The 17580-nt window shown below is 60.2% G+C and carries 14 protein-coding genes and 4 pseudogenes; 10 read left to right on the top strand and 8 right to left on the bottom strand.

Features of this window, described 5'->3' with window-relative positions:
* Positions 1-338: 338 nt before the first annotated feature.
* A pseudogene (locus tag K307_RS22150) lies at positions 339-1320 on the top strand (IS5 family transposase); the annotation flags it as partial.
* Between the two features lie 504 nt (positions 1321-1824).
* Here K307_RS22150 and K307_RS22155 read toward each other — a convergent pair.
* The gene (locus tag K307_RS22155) at positions 1825-2931 is read right to left on the bottom strand and encodes an SDR family oxidoreductase (protein ID WP_230625988.1); all 1107 of its coding nucleotides are present in this window, start codon (positions 2929-2931) and stop codon (positions 1825-1827) included.
* Positions 2932-3690: 759 nt separating this feature from the next.
* Positions 3691-4464 (bottom strand): SDR family oxidoreductase, encoded by a 774-nt coding sequence (locus K307_RS22160; RefSeq protein ID WP_042882836.1) that lies wholly within the window; start codon positions 4462-4464, stop codon positions 3691-3693.
* Positions 4465-5156: 692 nt separating this feature from the next.
* Here K307_RS22160 and K307_RS22165 point away from each other — a divergent pair.
* The 3 genes from K307_RS22165 (at position 5157) to K307_RS22175 (ending at position 7349) form a co-directional block, all read left to right on the top strand.
* Positions 5157-5828: a peroxiredoxin-like family protein gene (locus K307_RS22165; protein WP_042882838.1), complete on the top strand. Its 672-nt coding sequence runs from the start codon at positions 5157-5159 to the stop codon at positions 5826-5828.
* A gap of 77 nt (positions 5829-5905) precedes the next feature.
* Positions 5906-6532, top strand: a complete 627-nt coding sequence (locus tag K307_RS22170) for a glutathione S-transferase family protein (protein ID WP_042882840.1) — start codon at positions 5906-5908, stop codon at positions 6530-6532.
* A 67-nt stretch (positions 6533-6599) separates the two neighbouring features.
* Positions 6600-7349, top strand: coding sequence for an SDR family NAD(P)-dependent oxidoreductase (locus K307_RS22175; protein WP_042882842.1), 750 nt, complete (start codon positions 6600-6602; stop codon positions 7347-7349).
* 129 nt (positions 7350-7478) lie between these two features.
* On the opposite strand, the pseudogene K307_RS51125 reads toward K307_RS22175, so the two are convergent.
* Both K307_RS51125 and K307_RS22185 read right to left on the bottom strand, forming a co-directional pair.
* Positions 7479-8021: pseudogene (locus tag K307_RS51125) on the bottom strand (substrate binding domain-containing protein); the annotation flags it as partial.
* Between the two features lie 404 nt (positions 8022-8425).
* A complete protein-coding gene (locus K307_RS22185; protein ID WP_051975098.1) occupies positions 8426-10087 on the bottom strand; it encodes an FAD-dependent oxidoreductase in 1662 nt (553 codons plus the stop codon).
* Between the two features lie 1031 nt (positions 10088-11118).
* Between K307_RS22185 and K307_RS22190 the strand changes: the two genes are divergently transcribed.
* From K307_RS22190 to K307_RS46375, 4 genes are all read left to right on the top strand, one after another.
* Positions 11119-11622 (top strand): carboxymuconolactone decarboxylase family protein, encoded by a 504-nt coding sequence (locus tag K307_RS22190; protein ID WP_051975158.1) that lies wholly within the window; start codon positions 11119-11121, stop codon positions 11620-11622.
* A gap of 196 nt (positions 11623-11818) precedes the next feature.
* Positions 11819-12073 carry a helix-turn-helix domain-containing protein gene (locus tag K307_RS49675; protein WP_230625990.1) on the top strand — a complete coding sequence of 85 codons (255 nt, stop codon included), beginning with the start codon at positions 11819-11821 and terminating at the stop codon, positions 12071-12073.
* 40 nt (positions 12074-12113) lie between these two features.
* Positions 12114-12674, top strand: coding sequence for a LysR substrate-binding domain-containing protein (locus K307_RS49680; protein WP_230625992.1), 561 nt, complete (start codon positions 12114-12116; stop codon positions 12672-12674).
* 489 nt (positions 12675-13163) lie between these two features.
* Complete coding sequence (locus K307_RS46375) at positions 13164-13382, top strand: DUF2188 domain-containing protein (RefSeq protein WP_230625994.1); 219 nt, start codon at positions 13164-13166, stop codon at positions 13380-13382.
* A 17-nt stretch (positions 13383-13399) separates the two neighbouring features.
* Here the strand turns inward: K307_RS46375 and K307_RS22200 are convergent, their stop codons facing one another.
* A complete protein-coding gene (locus K307_RS22200) occupies positions 13400-13972 on the bottom strand; it encodes a TlpA family protein disulfide reductase (protein WP_051975099.1) in 573 nt (190 codons plus the stop codon).
* A gap of 217 nt (positions 13973-14189) precedes the next feature.
* Complete coding sequence (locus tag K307_RS22205) at positions 14190-15296, bottom strand: SDR family oxidoreductase (protein WP_230625988.1); 1107 nt, start codon at positions 15294-15296, stop codon at positions 14190-14192.
* Between the two features lie 426 nt (positions 15297-15722).
* Between K307_RS22205 and K307_RS51130 the strand changes: the two are divergent.
* Together K307_RS51130 and K307_RS49690 are read left to right on the top strand one after the other, a co-directional pair.
* Positions 15723-15923, top strand: a pseudogene (locus K307_RS51130) (patatin-like phospholipase family protein); the annotation flags it as partial.
* A gap of 88 nt (positions 15924-16011) precedes the next feature.
* Positions 16012-16437 carry a hypothetical protein gene (locus tag K307_RS49690; protein ID WP_230626083.1) on the top strand — a complete coding sequence of 142 codons (426 nt, stop codon included), beginning with the start codon at positions 16012-16014 and terminating at the stop codon, positions 16435-16437.
* 433 nt (positions 16438-16870) lie between these two features.
* On the opposite strand, the pseudogene K307_RS22210 reads toward K307_RS49690, so the two are convergent.
* Both K307_RS22210 and K307_RS22215 read right to left on the bottom strand, forming a co-directional pair.
* Positions 16871-17122: pseudogene (locus K307_RS22210) on the bottom strand (MFS transporter); the annotation flags it as partial.
* 91 nt (positions 17123-17213) lie between these two features.
* Positions 17214-17567, bottom strand: a complete 354-nt coding sequence (locus K307_RS22215) for a CAP domain-containing protein (protein ID WP_042882848.1) — start codon at positions 17565-17567, stop codon at positions 17214-17216.
* Positions 17568-17580 lie beyond the last annotated feature (13 nt).

Below are 17580 nucleotides of genomic sequence, written 5' to 3' on the forward strand. Positions count from 1 at the left end.
CCTGCTGGTTGCAACCGCAACCGACACTACTAGATGGGGCTTCTCGCATCAAGGTCGCCTTAGCGCAACGCGCATGCAGGATTGGGCTGGGCAAATACCAGCGGATAGAAGTTGGTGGGACGTCGAAATCTCACGTAAAGATGACCGGGAACTTTGAAACTGGTGAACAACAGCGACAGACGCCTTGCGGTAAGCGCGAGCTAGATTAGGAAGTTGGATCAATTTGCGTAAAAATTCTTGCCTTCCGATTCATCATAGAAGCAGGCTGTTGAAAAGCACTCCGCCACGAAGGGCGCAGCGCAGCTAAACAAGAATCGACATGGAAGTGGCCGCTGACCATGGTCAACCAGGCCTTGGCGAAGATGAATCGGCTGTTCGCAAGCATGTACGAAGCCGATATCAAGGGCGGACGCCCGAGCATTGCGCCGGAGAAGCTGCTGCGCGCGATGCTGCTGCAGGTTCTGTATAGCATCCGGTCCGAACGCCAACTGATGGAGCAAAACGAAGTACAACTTGCTGTTCCGATGGTTCATCGGCCTGTCGATGGACGACGCAGTCTGGGTGCCAACGGTGTTCACCAAGAACCGTGCACGGCTGATCCAGCACGATGCAGTGATCACGTTCTTCAACGAGGTGCTGGCCATCGCGCACAAGCGCAACTTGCTGTCGGGAGAGCACTTCAGCGTGGATGGCACGATGATTAAGGCCTGGGCCGGCCACAAGAGCTTCGTACGCAAGGACGGCGGCGATGGCGCTGACAGCGACAGCGGTGGCACCGGCGGCTTCCAAGGAGAGAAGCGCAGCAACGAGACGCATCAGTCCAAGACTGATCCGGACGCCAAGCTCTATCGCAAGGGCAAGACCGCCAGTGAGCTGTGCTATATGGGTCACACCTTGAGCGACAACCGCCACGGCCTGGTGGTAAGCGCGGTGGTGACCCAAGCCGACGGATATGCTGAGCGCGAGGCCGCGAAGGCCATGCTCAACGACGCCCGGCAGGTCGCTAACGAGCCGGGCGTCGAAGTTACCGTGGGCGCGGACAAGGGCTACGACGCCGAGGAGTTCGTTCAAGCCTGCCTTGATATGAAGGTGACTCCGCACGTGGCGCAAAACACTTCAGGGCGACGCTCGGCGGTGCCCGATGAGATTGCCCGCAGCGTCGGCTATGCCATCTCGCAGCAGAAGCGCAAGCTGATCGAACAGGGCTTCGGCTGGGTCAAGACGGTCGGGCGCATGCGTCAGGTGATGGTGCGCGGCTTGAAGAAGGTCGACCAGATGTTTGTACTTAGCATGGCCGCTTACAACCTCGTGCGGATGTGATCGCTAGGACAAGTCCGTCCGCAGGGCCTGTAATGGGAGCAAGGAAGCCAAAAATGGGCATCAAACCGCGTGAAAATCGATGAAATGACGCCCGGCTTCCGGATTATGAAAAATACGAGGCATGTGCGTCGCGCAGGGGGAAGCTTTGCCCTGTCTGCAGCGAGTACTTCAGCGGCCTGCTAAGCGCCGGGTTTTTTTATATGGGGAGAATTCGGCGAGGACGGCTCTGAATCCCAATAATTTCCGGCCGATTCAGGTCTCGAGTCCTAAAGAAGATACTTCAGCGAAAGGGCAGGCGCAGTCGCGAGCGGCGCACTGCTGAAACTGGCCAGGCCAGCCGATCACGGGATCGGTATCGCCGGGCATCTGCAATCGTGGGGGATTCTCGCCAACTTCTGCTCTTCTGGGATTCAAGGGGGGTACCGACGCCGGTACCCCTCCGATACTCCCGTTCCCGCGCCCCGGCGCTGGAACGCACTGCGTGGCGCAGCAGGCGACCCGATGTCAGACCGCGGGCGGCAGCAGCTTCTGGTCGATGAAGAACTGCAGCGCGTCGCTGAACGCGTCCCGGGTGTCAACCACCTCGCCAAAGCCAGCCTTGCGCAGCTTGATGGTGCTGACGAAGGCAACCGGACCGGCCGAGGCACCATAGGCGAACGCAAAGTCCGCGTGCTGGTCGCCCTGACCAACGAAGGCCGCCAGATCCCCGCTTGCCAGACCGTGCTTGGCCACGATCTTCGCCCAGACATCAGCGTTGTCCCGAATGTACTGAGCCACGCTCATCGGCTCATCCGGACCCGTTGCCACGCCAAGCGTCTTGGCCAGCGCGGGCCAGACATGCCGCCACGCGAACACATCTCCATTGGTAATGTTGAAGATCTCGTTCGCCGCCTGCGGAGCTTGTCCAGCCCACGCCATCACCTTGCCCACCAGGTCGGCATCCGCCATCTCCCATACGAAGGCCGGGCCTCCAGGGAAGCTGAACGGCTCGCCCTTCTCGCGCCGAATCGCCGCATACACGCCGATGGCCGGCAGCACGTTCAGAGCACCCGGCGTCTTACCCGTCACCAGTTGCGGCCGCAGCACGGTATAGGTGAACCCGTGCTTCGCACCCGCATCGCGGACATAGTCCTGCTGGTCGAAGAAGAAATTCGCATGATCGTCGCGAGGATCGCTCTCGCGCGCCGGCACGGCGATCGGATGAAGATGGACGCCATACGCCTTCGTGCCCTGCAGGATCGACACATGCTTCAGGCTCGACTTCCCGGCCACAAGGGGCTCCACCACGTTGCGCAGCATCGCATTGTTGACTTCAATCTGCTCGGCATTCGACCAGCCCCCCACGAGATCCTTGGCGTTCTCATAGATCGCGGCGTAGGCGACATGCGTGACGCCGCCGAGACCAGAAAGTGCCTCCCTCGATGCCTTCTCGTCGCGCAGGTCAACCGAGACGAACTCGAAGTCCCGACCGCTCGGAAGCACCGGTTTGCGTCGGGAAATACCGACCACATCCCAGCCCGCATTCAGAAAGGACTCGATGGCGGCAACGCCGATCAATCCGCTCGCTCCTGCCACCACCACTTTGTTTCGCACGCCCATCACAAGCTCCATGTCATCGTTACTCTTCCCCTTACGCAAACTCGTGCCCGAGTGCGAGGCAATCTGGCCCGTCTGGCCTCGCCTCCGCCATCGGCGGACCACGATACAGGGGTACACGTCAAAGATTAGCCGCTGGGTCGCACTGGCGGAAGCGTGGCCTATGGACTATGTGTTATGCCCGTTCGGAATTGCCATCCCGGCCCTGAATCTGGAATCATGTTCCAACGTCGGTCGGCTAACGATGCATGCCTGCTGACCTTCACACCGGAGGCAGCAACCGCGCGATGCTGGCCGGCAAACCGCGGCCATGAGAACGAAGCAGTCCTCCACCGCACGCAGGAACAAATACAGTCCATGGATATCAGTTTTGGCGAGCACAGTGGAAAATCCACTGAAGAAGTCCTTTTGACCCACGCGTCGTTTGCGAAGCTTGTCCTCGAGGGGGCCGAAGACGCGGCTCTCCGCAATGACCTGAGGGTGCTCATCGAGAAATTCGACGCAAAGCCGTTCTCAAAGACATGCTTTGACTGCGGCGCCCCCGCTACGACGGTTAGCGCGTATCGGGCAACGAAGCAGTCCTGTTCGCCTGGTGTAATCGCTGCAATCACTACACGGAAGGCAAGGACCCGTCGAAGCTCTACGAATTCCGAACCGTCGCGGAGGGAAGCCCTCCCTTGGAGTATCTTTCCCGAGACCGCTAAAAGATTTGCAGTGCAGTTGACATAACCCGACCATCACTATCCGGATCGTGCCGTGCGTGGCAACAAAGGTCTAGACCGCCATTGGTCTAGGAGGCGTTGCTGGCCATCCCCCAGCAAAATCAATGATCGCCCCTGTCAAAAACTTCGCATTGGTTGTCGCCAGAAAGGAGATCACCTCCCCAATCTCTTGCGGTCGCCCCATTCGCTGCGCGGGCACTTGCTGTGCGATGTATTCTCTGCCGCGCGCGTGTTCCACAAAAATGGAGCGTGGATAATATGCTTCGCTATAGAGAAAGTTTGGAGCAATCGCGTTGATCGCTATTCCCTCTGCGGCGAATTCCAACGCCACGGATCTCACCATTGCGTTTGCGGCTGCCCTCGCGGCGTCGGCGACTGTGGCACCTCCGATCGGCGCGCGGGTGCGACAGGAAGTAATGAAGATCACGTTGCCCCCGCCCTGCTTCCTCAGCCTTGGCGCGGCGGACTGAATCAGTGAGAACGGCTCTACGACAAGCGCCTCGATAGTGTCCCGAAAGAATCCGAGGGATACGGACACCGCCGGCATTTGAGGCGCAGGGAAGTGATCGTTGCTTACGATCGCGTCGACCCGGCCTGTCACCTCCCAGGCCGCCTCAATTAGCGCCGGCGGGTTGGATTCCGTGATTTTCACCACCTCGGGGTGCTCGTTCAGAAGTGTCGACCACGCACTCGGGTCGTCAGCCCGATGTTCCTGCACCAGTACCTTGAAGCCGGCGCCAAGCAGGGCGTGCACTGCCGGAAGTCCGGCATAGCCCAGTCCGTTTGTAATCAGCGCAGTACGCCTGATGGCTTTCCCTGTTCCCATGTGCTCTCCTCACGTTGCTTCGCCATTGCGCCCGTCTCTCTGGAGCAAAGACAGCAATCTCGACTGTGCGGTCCCGGCGCAAAGCACTTGCGCGGACCTATCATTGAGCTTGCGCCGCTTTCTGCAAGCAACTACTCGACCGCGCCGCGGCCCGCACAATGGGCCGGCAGCATTCAATGTGATCTTTGGAAGCCTAGTCCGACTAACGGCAGCTTGGAAGGCGCTTCCGGGACTAACAGTTATTCCCACTGGGCATATGGACATCCCAGGAATCGAGAGACACGCTTTGCTGGCGGCAAAGCTCAGCGAGCAAGTCAGCAAAGCGACGCATGGTCGCTTTGCTAGCCTTTCACTGTCGTTGGCATTACTCTCTTAGCGTAGACCTGTGCCTGGTCAGGATCTGTCGTCTTTCGCTTCCCGAACACGCCCCGTCCGCTCAACTTCGCTCCGCTTCCCGAACCAGGTTAAAGCGATCCAGTCGCCAACGCTGCGGCTCGACGAGCGTGCGGCTGATCAGGCGAATGATGCGCATCGCGAGAATCGTGTGGGCCGCCAGGTAAGCATATTCCCGCAAGGCATGGCTGTTATGCGTCCCGGGCGCCTACCCAGTTCGATCACGATATCCGACTATTGTCCTCAAGACGGACCCCGTTATCGCCCTTCCGGGCGACAGGCCACAGAAGGACTCCATCATGTCGCTGCAAGACAAGCTCGATGCATTCAGGGCCGACTTCAAGGCCGGAAAGCCGCCCTTCAGGGTCCCTCCTGAGGTGCACCCGATTATGGAACGCGCTACGGCGGAGCTAATCGCCAGTGGTCAAGCGGCGCGTGCCGTCAAAGCAGGCGATCAGGCCCCCGAATTTAGACTGCTCGATCAGGACGGCAACACCATGTCGTCGGCCGACCTGCTAGCCCGCGGCCCGCTCGTTGTGACTTTCTACCGGGGCGTATGGTGCCCGCACGGCAACATTGAGCTCCAGGCTTTGAATGAGGCCCTACCGCGCTTGAAGGACCTGGGCGCAAACATCGTCGCCATCTCGCCTCAGACCGCCGTCAACAGCCGTGAATCCGTGCGGATCAATCAGCTTGGATTTCCCGTACTTACCGACGCAAAAAGCGAGGTCGCGGCGGCATTTGGCCTGCGTTTCAACCTGCCTGACTACCTGATCGAACTGTATAAAACGCTCAGGAACGATCTCCCGGCATTTAACGCCGACCCTAGCTGGACCCTGCCTATGCCGGCCCGCTACGTCATAGCCCAGAGCGGGGTGGTGGTCTATTCAGAGGTCAATCCCGACTACACCCAGCGTCCCGATCCTGCCGAGATCTATCCCGTCCTGGAGAAGGCTGCACGGCACGGGTAGTGCTGTACCAAGCCCGATCGCAGTATCCGCCGGTGCGGCTCTAGGCTTCACCGCGACTCCCCCAGCAAGGAGCAACTATGTACACCGTCTACGCATTCTCCACGCCCAACAGCGTCAAGGTACCAATCGCCCTCGAGGAACTCGGCGTTCCATATCAACTTAACCCCGTGAATTTGCGCGCCGGAGAGCAGAAAAGCGAAGAATTCCTAGACCTCAATCCGAACGGCAAGGTGCCTGTGCTTGTCGATACCGACCGCACACTCGTCTTAAGCGAATCCGCGGCCATTTTGGTCCACCTGGCTGAGAAGCACGGCAAGCTACTCCCCCGGGATGCACTCGGACGGGCTAGGGCCTTTGAGCAGCTCTTCGCCCACGCGTCCGGCTTAAGCCCGGCGTTCGGTCAGGCCGGCTACTTTCAGAAGCTCGCTCCCGAACCCGTTCCGCACGCTGTACATCGATTCGTTACGGAAGCCAAGCGCCAGCTAACCCTTCTCGACGGCGTTCTTGAGGTGCGCGAGTTCGTCGCAGGCGACGAATTCTCGATCGCCGACATCGCGCACTTCGGCTGGGTCTGGCGCCGAGGGTTTCCTGATCTGTCGCTTGACGACGCGCCTAACGTGAAGCGCTGGTACGAAGCTGTGCACCATCGGCCTGCCGTTGGCACGGCAATCGGTAAGGTTGAGGCGCTCGTCCCCGCAGCCTAATTTTCTTGGCACACCCTACCCTACAGCCAAGTTTTCAAATCACCTTACAATCCATAAGGAGTTCCCCATGAACAGATTGCTGAACAAGACTGCCGTCATTACCGGCGGAAACAGCGGCATTGGCTTGGCCACGGCGAAGCGCTTTGTCGAGGAAGGCGCCCACGTTTTCATCGTTGGCCGGCGACAGGAAGAGCTCGACCGCGCGGCTAAGGACATTGGTCGCAATGTCACCGCCATCAAGGCGGACGTTACCAAGGCCGAAGACCTTGATCGGCTCTTCGCATCGGTCCGCGACACGCGCGGCAGTATCGATATCCTTTTTGCAAATTCCGGGTCGATCGAACACCGGACCCTTGAAGAGATCACACCAGACCACTACGACAGGACCTTCGATGTCAACGTTCGGGGGGTGATCTTCACCGTCCAGAAGGCCCTTCCTTTGCTGAAGGATGGCGCCAGCGTCATTCTCACGAGTTCCGTTGCAGGCGTGATGGGCATCCCCGCGCACGATACCTACAGCGCGGCGAAAGCGGCCGTCCGATCGTTGGCGAGGACGTGGACGATCGAGCTGAAGGGGCGGGGGATCCGGGTAAACGCAATCAGCCCCGGCGCAATCGACACGCCTATCATCGAAAGCCAGGTATCAACGCCTGCGGAAGCCGATGATCTTCGAGCGAAGTTCGCCGCTGCAACCCCGCTCGGCCGCGTCGGTCGGCCGGAGGAGCTGGCAGCCGCCGCTCTTTTCCTCGCGTCCGACGATAGTAGCTACGTTGCCGGAATCGAGCTTTTCGTAGACGGCGGCCTGGCGCAAGTCTAACCACGGTAACTCCCCGGCGCCGCTAGAACACGGCGGCGCCGGTCGCTGTCGGATATTCGGGAATCCGATCGTGCAAACCAGTCGGTATTTCTGCGGGCCAGCCGCAAGCCGGTCCAAGCGCGAAATCACATGCTGGACAAGAGTCTCACTCATTTTAGACAGGGGTCGCTGAGCGGGATAGACGGCGTGAATGGACCTTCCTGGCGTGTGAAAATCCTCGAGCACTCGAACCAAAGTGCCGTCGTCGAGGTGCACCTTAACCGCGTAGTCGTGCAGATAGATGACTCCCGCGCCGGCCACGGCGGCATCCCCGAGCGCGTCGCAATGATCCAGCACCTGCCGAGCAGTCTTCCCAACTTTGAACGACCAAGAATCCTTCCCAGGTGAAAATTGCCAGTCATGGGGCCGCCCGGAAGCCGGAGAAACATAAGCAACGCAATCGTGCTCTACTAAATCGTCCGGGAATCTCGGGGCGCCTCGCTGACGAAGGTACTCCGGACTGGCGCAAGCAACCCATCTGGTGGTTCCTAGGCGGAATTTTCCCAACCGGTGCGGGACCAACTCGCCGATGCGAACTGCAAAGTCAAGCCCCATATCCTCAAGACCAGCCAAGGCGTCCGACAGGAACATCTCAATCCTGACGTCATAACAACGGCGCTGGAACTCTAGCACCGGGGAGTCAATATTGCCCTCCCCAAACCAACGGGCGCGCCAATCCTTAGCTTCCCGTTCGAACCACCAGCAGACGCCTGCAGCTCAGCTTGAGCATCTCTGAGTTCAGCAAGAATTCCTAGGCAGCGTCCGAAGAACACCGCCCCTTCCGACGTCAAGCTACCTTTGTCGGATTCCTCCAGGACGCACTGGGCTTCCTTAACCCAACGTGTGATCATCCCTACGATATCGCATACTGAGTCGCCTACCTGGCAAAAAAGAGCCCGCCGATAGGCGGGCTCAACCAGTGATGAAAGAACCCGCTACTGCGAGCCACTCGGGATGCTAGGCCAAGCGGCGCCTTTTTGCCATCCATACATAAGTATCCCTTCCACCAAACGCAGATGCCGGTTTCGCCCAACCGACTATGCAAAATACAGGTGGAGCGCCTGCACTCCGGCGGCACCTTCTCCAACCGCTGCTGCTACCCGCTTGACCGAACCGCTTCGGACATCACCGACCGCAAACACTCCTGGTAAGCTGGTCTCCATTGGCAGAGGTGGGCGCTCAAGTTTCCAGCGCGACTCCGGCACTTGCGCTCCAGTGAGGACAAAAGACTTTTCATCAAGGGCGACGCAGTCACCAAGCCAGCCAGTACAAGGTTCGGCGCCAAGGAACAGAAAGACGTGAGCAACGTCGAAGGTGCGCCCCTCACCCCGAGCACTCCGACAGTGAACTGCTTCTAGCCGTCCTTGACCAATTAGGGCATCGATCTCCGTTTCCACGTGAAGCGTGATGCGGGGTGACGCGTTGATACGCTGGATGAGGTAGTGCGACATGCTTGCCGCCAGCCCTTTCGACCGAACCAAAATATGCACGTGCCGCGCGTGTCCCGAGAGAAACACAGCTGCTTGGCCTGCAGAGTTTCCCCCGCCGACCACGATGACCTCCTCACCTGCACAGTAGGTCGCCTCCGTGAACGACGCGTTGTAATACACGCCCCTTCCTTCATAGCCCGCAAGGTTGGCCAGGTCCGGCTTCCTGTACCGGGCCCCAGTTGCGATTACAACGGCGCGTGCGTTCACGCATTCGCCGTTGTCCATTTCGAGGAGGAAGTCCTTGCCTGCGGTTCGCAATGCGGCAACGGCGACCGGCACTGCAACTTCCACGCCGAATTTTCGTGATTGCGCCAGCCCCCTGCCCGCCAACGCCCTGCCTGATATTCCCGTTGGAAAACCAAAGTAGTTCTCGATCTTCGAACTCGTTCCCGCTTGCCCGCCTGGGGCCGTTGAGTCGAACACGACAGCATGAAGACCTTCGGATGCGCCGTAGACAGCGGCCGCCAAACCTGCGGGGCCAGCACCAACCACAGCCAGATCGAAGCGCCTGCCGTGCAATGGCTCGGGACTCAGTCCAATCGCGTCGGCAAGCTCTCGGTTCGACGGCCGACACAGCACATCCGTATCTGGCGTGATGACCGCGGGCAGATCGTCCGTGGTGATTCGGAAGCGCGCCATTAGCGCCTGCGCCTCGACGTGTTGGTCGACGTCCAGATACAAGGCAGGATAGCTGTTCCTCGACAGGAACTCCCTGAGGCGCAATGCTCCCGCGGTCTGTTTGGAGGCGACGACTACGACGCCACCGGACGTTTCGTCTTCCATAAACGAAACCCGTCGAAGAATGAACGAACGGATGATGATCTCGCTCAGATCTGCCTCGGCGATCACAAGCGTGCGCATACCTTCTGGCTCTATCACGAGCAACTCGGCGTCCGTCTCCACACAGACCGTCGCAACCGCCGCGCGTCCCACGAGCGAACCGATATCGCCCGTGAACATACCGGGGCCCCGAGTGCCCAAACTATGGGAATCGACAGCGTTACCACGCTCGACCGCAAGAGATCCGCTTAGTACGACATACGTGGGAATGTTTCTGTCACCCTGACGGAATAGAACGTGTCCCGCAGGAAAACTGCGTGCCGACCCGTACCGGCCCATCCTTGCAATCTGTTCTGAGGTCAGGACCGGAAACCTTTGGTTCCATCTGTCGTCTTGCGGCGGCCGGATATTGCGGTCTGTGGCATCCATGATGTCACTCCATGCTGGAAATCTCTTGGTGACCGCCTCGTTCCGCACATTTGCAATTCACGAGGAAGGCGGTGAATTTACTGTAGCAAGATCAAGGTAACCCAACCATCGAAAACTGGCGCGTCAATGTATCGGCTGCGCCACACACCAAAGGGTCGGTATTCCCAAGTGGAATTACAGTTATTCGACGACGTTATCTAGTCAGTCGGGGCCAGTTTGGGAGCACTCGGGGCGGCCCGCTCGCCGTCTTTGTTTCGGCGGTAACTGGTTAGGCGACTATGGGATGTAACTGCCTTTACTCGTTCTTCCAATTGAGGGGGCGACCCAACGCCCCGCGCCAGTGCCCAGCCCGTATTCATACCGGCGCAGGTGGAGGAGAACTGTGACGGGCCGATAGCCAACCGCCTTAGCCACCGCCCTATCCATCATGGAATGCCGCAATGTGTTCGCTGCAATGCTCATTCGAATCGCAAGCTGCAAATCGTCAGAAGCATGCTCGAAGCGTTCCTGGAATTGGCTCGTGAATGTCACGCACGACACCTTGCGGCGCTTCCGAAAATTCGGAGCGGACCGTCGTGTCTCGGGCTCGTTACAGGTTGCCGAGACGGCGAGGTGAGGCCTCTGCATCCGACAAATCCCTGGTGTCCAGCTGGCGTGTCGTCAGCATCGAGCCGCGTATCAGGCCAATGTCGATGGCACCCCAAGCACGGCGATGCCTGCGGGCTCGTTAGTGGAATCACCTCGGAGCCCTCGTGCGCTATGTGCGTCGACTCCCGCCAGTCGAGATCCCTCATAGACGGCCAGCCGTAGCACTCCCACAAGACATCGCGCCGACCGACCACGGTCATGACATGGAGCAACGTGACCGATCAATCTTCCGAGGAGAACATCCAGACCAAAGCGATACTTTGAAGCACATTATTGATAATAAATGGACTCTACAAGCTCGCCACGCAAGCGTAGAGACTCCTAAACCGACCTCCACAGGAGTCAATGATGAGCCGCTTTCCGTACCCGCAGTCGATTCGGCAATTGGTGCCACCGCAGAAGTCTATGCCCAGGTCAAGAAATTGACCGGTGGTAGTGTCCCGAACCTGTTCGCTGCCGCAGGCCATGTCGCACCGGCGACACTGCAAGCAGTACTAAACGCCGAAGGCGCTCTCGCCTCTGGCAGCCTGAGCAAGCAAGACCTCGAGACGATCAAGCTGCTCGTAAGCGAGCATACCGGCTGCGACTACTGCATTGCGGCGCACGTCATGCTGGGCAAAATGGTGGGCCTGTCCCCCGACACCGTCAGCCAGATCCACAAGGGCCGTCCGACAGGTGACGCCAAGCGCGATGCACTGATTCGGTTTGTGTCCGTCATCAACGAGACCAGCGGGACCATTGAAGAGAGCGAATTCGCTGCCATTCGCAGCGCCGGATACACCGATACCCAACTCGCTGACATCTCGCTGACCATCGCCCTAACGGTGTTCACTAACACATTCAATCGAGTCAATGACACGGATTTGGACTTCCCCCCGGCAAACTAACGCCACCGCCGGGGAGACAGGCACGCGACATCCGTTCTGCCCACCCCGGTTCCGCCCGCCTCTCCGCTGTCAACGCCACAACGGCGGAAGGCGCGGAAAGACACCCGGTCTCAATACTGTTCCTTCCCGTTCGAAAGAAGAAGGATCGCCACGTTGCGACTGACAAGCACGAATGCATATGGACCGACTAGATGCCATGAAAGTACTGGCCACCGTGGTCGACGAGGGAGGGTTCTCTGCCGCGAGCCGCAAGCTCGGAATCCCGCTCGCCACGGTGAGCCGCCGGGTTTCTCGACTCGAACGCTACCTTAATGCGCGGCTGCTCGAACGCTCAACGCGTTCCTTGAGGCTGACTGAAGTGGGCGCTGCCTACTACGTGCAAGGAAATCCTTTCGGAAACTGCCAAGGCCGAGACACTGGCCGCGGAGGGGCACGGCGTTCCGCGCGGTGATGTCGTTGTCACAGCCCCCTTGCTCTTTGGTCGGCTCCACGTGCTACCGGTGATCAAGGAATTCACGGCTTTTCCAGAAATTCATGTGCGACTGCTATTGTCGGACAAGATCCTAAGCTTGGTCGACGATCACATCGACGTTGCGGTACGGATCGGCAAGCTACCCGACAGCAGCATGATAGCGACGGGCGTTGGCAGCGTTTTCAGGGTCGGGTGCGCGAGCCCAACCTATCTCCATGCCCGCGGCCGTCCACTGGTGCCGGGCGATCTCGCGACCCACGATTGCATCGACATGGATTCGCTACCTTCGGAACCCGCATGGACGTTCGCAGAAAATGGTGGCAGCAAATCCCTCCGCGTTGCAATACGCCCGAGGTTTTCAGTCAATACAGCCGACGCAGCAGTTGAGGCCGCACTCGGTGGGATGGGTCTGGCACACGTCCTTTCGCACCAAGTTACATCTGCGGTGGTAAACCAAGAGTTGGAGCTTGTGCTGCGCGAATATGAGTCCCCGGCAATCCCCGTCAACGTCATGTATGCCTCACAGCCGAGCCTTCCCGCCAAGACGCGCGCTTTTTTTATTTCGCTGTGGCGCAGTTGAGCGAGAGGCTCCAACGTCAGACCTCGCGCTCGGAAATCGACCGAGTCCTCGAATCGGTAGCATGAGGTACCGGCGGGCAAGTCCACCGCGATGTTGCCCGGCGAGTTCGCTATTTCTATTCAGGGTATTTGCTGGCGAGCGAGCTCGCCGGTTGTGCCGACGGGTTGTCGCGCAGCCCCGTCGGCTAGCCATTGGAGCCGCGTGCCGAATCGCTGGCGGTAGTGGCGAAGGCTCTCGATCGGCCGCCAAAAAAGTCTAGACTTCCAACTGAACAACCTCACCCGTGCAGGGCCCCGACGGACCTGGCCCCGGGGCAACGGCAAAGCGGTTCGCCAACTGCCAGCCGCCCACTACGGAGGACCATTCATCCACTCCACTGATTCGCCTCCGCGGATCAGTTCGTACCTACGCCTCAGGGACCCGCGTTCCTGCCTGGCACGAAACGGTGAGCCGAGAAAGGCCAATCCGGACGACGAGATACTGAGAATCATGTCCGCAAATATCTACGTGGTACCAGCTCGCGATGAATGGACTGTCGAGACAGCGTGGGCCAGAGAGCGCGAGATGTTTCGCAAGCAGGACGAAGCGATTTCCGCCGCCACCGAGCGTGCTCGGCGAAGCAGGGTTGATTTGCTGATCCATGGACGCGCCGGACACATCGAAATGCGGATCTCGTACCGCCGCAATCGCCGCGAATCTCGAGACTGAGACCGGTTCGGTGCGCCTCAGCCGCCAGATATCGTCGGAAAGGCCGCTCGAAGCGCCTCCTCGAACGTCGTCCGCGAGAAGCCACCGTAGTGGGATTTCACGAGGCGTCCCAGGGCATCGTAGAACAGCGTGGCAGGATATGCCTTCACGCCTACGGCACGCACAAGCAGCTGGTGATCGTCAAACATAAGGTTCCGGACATGCACGCGAGTCTCAGCCAGAAATTCTTGCACCACCTCTGGCGACTCTCCCTGATTGACGAAGACAACGTTGATTTCCGGGTGTTCCTTTTGCGCCTGTGCCAGCGCCGGCATCTCGGCGCGGCAAGGGGGGCACCAGGTAGCCCAGAGGTTCACCACCATCGGTTTCCCGTCAGCTTTCGCCAGCGGTTGCAGCGCACCTCTGCTGTTATATAGCAAGACCAGAGGCACAGTCGCCAATGGCGCGGCTTGCCCCTCACTAACGTTGGCCAAGCTGCCTGCCGCCACGGCAGCAACTGCTGTAACCAGGAGTTGCGTGCGAATCAAGCGCGCGCACCGCTGAAGCGGGCCAGGCTGGCCGATAGCTGTTCGAAGGAACTCAGGAATCATTCCGGATCCAGACTTCATGTCTGTCCGTGGACGCACGCCGCGTGGCGAGACCAATAACGGGATCGGCATCGCCGGGCATCTGCAATCGTGGGGGATTCTCGCCAACTTCTGCTCTTCTGGGATTCAAGGGGGGTACCGACGCCGGTACCCCTCCGATACTCCCGTTCCCGCGCCCCGGCGCTGGAACGCACTGCGTGGCGCAGCAGGCGACCCGATGTCAGACCGCGGGCGGCAGCAGCTTCTGGTCGATGAAGAACTGCAGCGCGTCGCTGAACGCGTCCCGGGTGTCAACCACCTCGCCAAAGCCAGCCTTGCGCAGCTTGATGGTGCTGACGAAGGCAACCGGACCGGCCGAGGCACCATAGGCGAACGCAAAGTCCGCGTGCTGGTCGCCCTGACCAACGAAGGCCGCCAGATCCCCGCTTGCCAGACCGTGCTTGGCCACGATCTTCGCCCAGACATCAGCGTTGTCCCGAATGTACTGAGCCACGCTCATCGGCTCATCCGGACCCGTTGCCACGCCAAGCGTCTTGGCCAGCGCGGGCCAGACATGCCGCCACGCGAACACATCTCCATTGGTAATGTTGAAGATCTCGTTCGCCGCCTGCGGAGCTTGTCCAGCCCACGCCATCACCTTGCCCACCAGGTCGGCATCCGCCATCTCCCATACGAAGGCCGGGCCTCCAGGGAAGCTGAACGGCTCGCCCTTCTCGCGCCGAATCGCCGCATACACGCCGATGGCCGGCAGCACGTTCAGAGCACCCGGCGTCTTACCCGTCACCAGTTGCGGCCGCAGCACGGTATAGGTGAACCCGTGCTTCGCACCCGCATCGCGGACATAGTCCTGCTGGTCGAAGAAGAAATTCGCATGATCGTCGCGAGGATCGCTCTCGCGCGCCGGCACGGCGATCGGATGAAGATGGACGCCATACGCCTTCGTGCCCTGCAGGATCGACACATGCTTCAGGCTCGACTTCCCGGCCACAAGGGGCTCCACCACGTTGCGCAGCATCGCATTGTTGACTTCAATCTGCTCGGCATTCGACCAGCCCCCCACGAGATCCTTGGCGTTCTCATAGATCGCGGCGTAGGCGACATGCGTGACGCCGCCGAGACCAGAAAGTGCCTCCCTCGATGCCTTCTCGTCGCGCAGGTCAACCGAGACGAACTCGAAGTCCCGACCGCTCGGAAGCACCGGTTTGCGTCGGGAAATACCGACCACATCCCAGCCCGCATTCAGAAAGGACTCGATGGCGGCAACGCCGATCAATCCGCTCGCTCCTGCCACCACCACTTTGTTTCGCACGCCCATCACAAGCTCCATGTCATCGTTACTCTTCCCCTTACGCAAACTCGCGTTCGCCAACTGTCAGTTTCGATAAGGGGTACGCCTCGAAGACTATCTGCAGGCCAAAACCGGCGGAAGCGCGTTCCACGGACTATCTGTTATGCCCATGTGGAATAGCGATTCCGGCTCTGCGCCTGGAGCCATGTGCCGACGCTGTCGGCTCACGACGCATGCCTACTGCGCATGTCGAATCCGGCTGCCGCAGAGGAAGGCGGCCCTCCTCCGCATTCGCTCCGGTCTTGTCAAACCGCAGAACCCTACCTCTGCAGTAGACCGATCCGCGGAGGAACTCGAATCGCTTGGGAACACGTCCGGCACGGTGATCCCACCGGCATCCTGCGACCCTTGCTGACCCGGGAAGGTCTATATTCGTATCACGGTTCCCAGGGGGTTCGGAAGGCAATGGCAGACTACATAACTTCTCCCGGAGGTGGGGACGAACCACTCGCTTCCGCGCAGTCCTGGCGGATAGCTCTCACCCTCCAGGGAGGTGGTGCGCTCGGCGCCTACCAAGCAGGCGTGTTCCAAACCATGGAGGAAGCCGGCATCGCGCCAGAATGGATCTCAGGCACGTCGGTCGGCGCCATTACCGGCGCGATCATCGCCGGCAGCCCCCCCTGGACGGGACACAGAACGTCTGCACGAGTTCTGGCGACAAGGGGCCGACTCGGGGATCGGAGGGTGGGACGGCATGTCGATCCCCAACCGCCAATGGGCAAGCCTGGTGAGTGCTTGGCAGTCAATGATGATTCGACGCCCTGGCTTCTTTACCCCTCGCATGCCGCTCTTCGCCTTCGGAAGCGTTTCCGAAGCTGTGAGCCTGTATGACACCTCAGCCCTGAAGGCCACTTTGGAGCAGTTGGTGGATTTCGATCGCCTCAACAGCAACGGCGTACGCCTATCGGTCGGCGCGGTGCACGTAGCGACCGGAAAGCTATGCTATGAACGGGCATTCGCGCGTCGCCAGCGAGTGACTGATTACCGCCAAGTTGCGGACGATGTGCAACTTTCAGTGAGCCGCTCAGCGGCAGGAAGCAAGTCGTTACGGCGCCCATCGACCCGGAATCGCCTTCCTATTTCGCCCGCTTCGAAGCGCGCGCGGTCCTCTCTGCAATGATTTCTGGGCTTGAACGCGGCGTCGAGCTGGGGAAGGTGGTCGAAGTCGAGAGTGCTGTAGCCCGACTGCAGACCGTACTTTCGGCCAGCCCCCTCGCTGGACGCCAAGGATCAGCCAAATTCCGCGCTCCATCTTGATTTGATGAACAGACTGCCGTCGGAGAACTGCAAGCCAGGCCAGTCAGCAAACAAGCCTGACTGCACTCAACCAGTCACGCCCATATCGAAGCTCGGTCGCCTTCATTGTCTTGACGATGTCGCCCCCGCCGTCGGCCACATTAATTGCGCCTCCGTCGTCGTGCATCGTTCGCTTCTGGCTCATTGGACAATGCCAGATAAGATAAGATTGAGATCGAAGCGCACGGGCCGAGGGCCGGACGCCCCGGTTTGCACCGGGTGCCGGCCCCCGAACAAGGACAAATTGCTCCGCCGCGCTAGGCGTCCAGTTCTTCCAGCACCTTGCCGCGCGTCTCGATGCCAAACAGTGCCACCGCCAGCGCCGCGACCAGCGGCACCGCCGCGAGCGCGTAGAACGCGACGTCGACATGCCCGTCGCCCATCAGCCGGGTCACCGCCATGGGCCCGATGATGGCGGCGAACTTGGGCCAGATCCCGGCCACGCCGCAGCCCAGCGCGCGCACGCTGGTGGGGTACATCTCAGGCGTATAGACGTACACGGTGATGAAGTCGTTCGGCCCCCGTGCTGCCCCGACGACTTCGCCCACCCGTTGGGAGGCAGCGGCACCGGCCTTGCGCGCCCGCAGCAGCGGTGTGGCCTCATAGAAGCCCTGGTCGCCAGGCGTTTGGTTGTGCTGCGTGCGTATTCAGATAGACCGCGTGTGCCTGGGCGGCGGTGTCGAGCGCCATATCCTGCGCGAGCAGCCCTACACCGAGCTTCTGGCGCAATGCGTTGACTGCCCTGAACAACGCGAGGTGACCGGATCCTACCGCATAGGTGGGCTCCGGCACGCTCGCCTGCGGAGCGCGGAAGGCAAAGGCTTCAGGGGTTTGAGCCGCTGGCAGCGGAACGTCGGCGGCCGCACCGGCGGCGACCCCCGACCAAAAGACGGTTGTGGCGAGCACCGCCGAGCAAATCGTGTTCTTGTTCATCTTCTTCTTGTTGTTGACCAAATTGGTCGCCGCC

Origin of the sequence: Cupriavidus necator A5-1 (genome assembly GCF_000744095.1) — a bacterium.
GTDB classification, from domain to species: domain Bacteria; phylum Pseudomonadota; class Gammaproteobacteria; order Burkholderiales; family Burkholderiaceae; genus Cupriavidus; species Cupriavidus necator_A.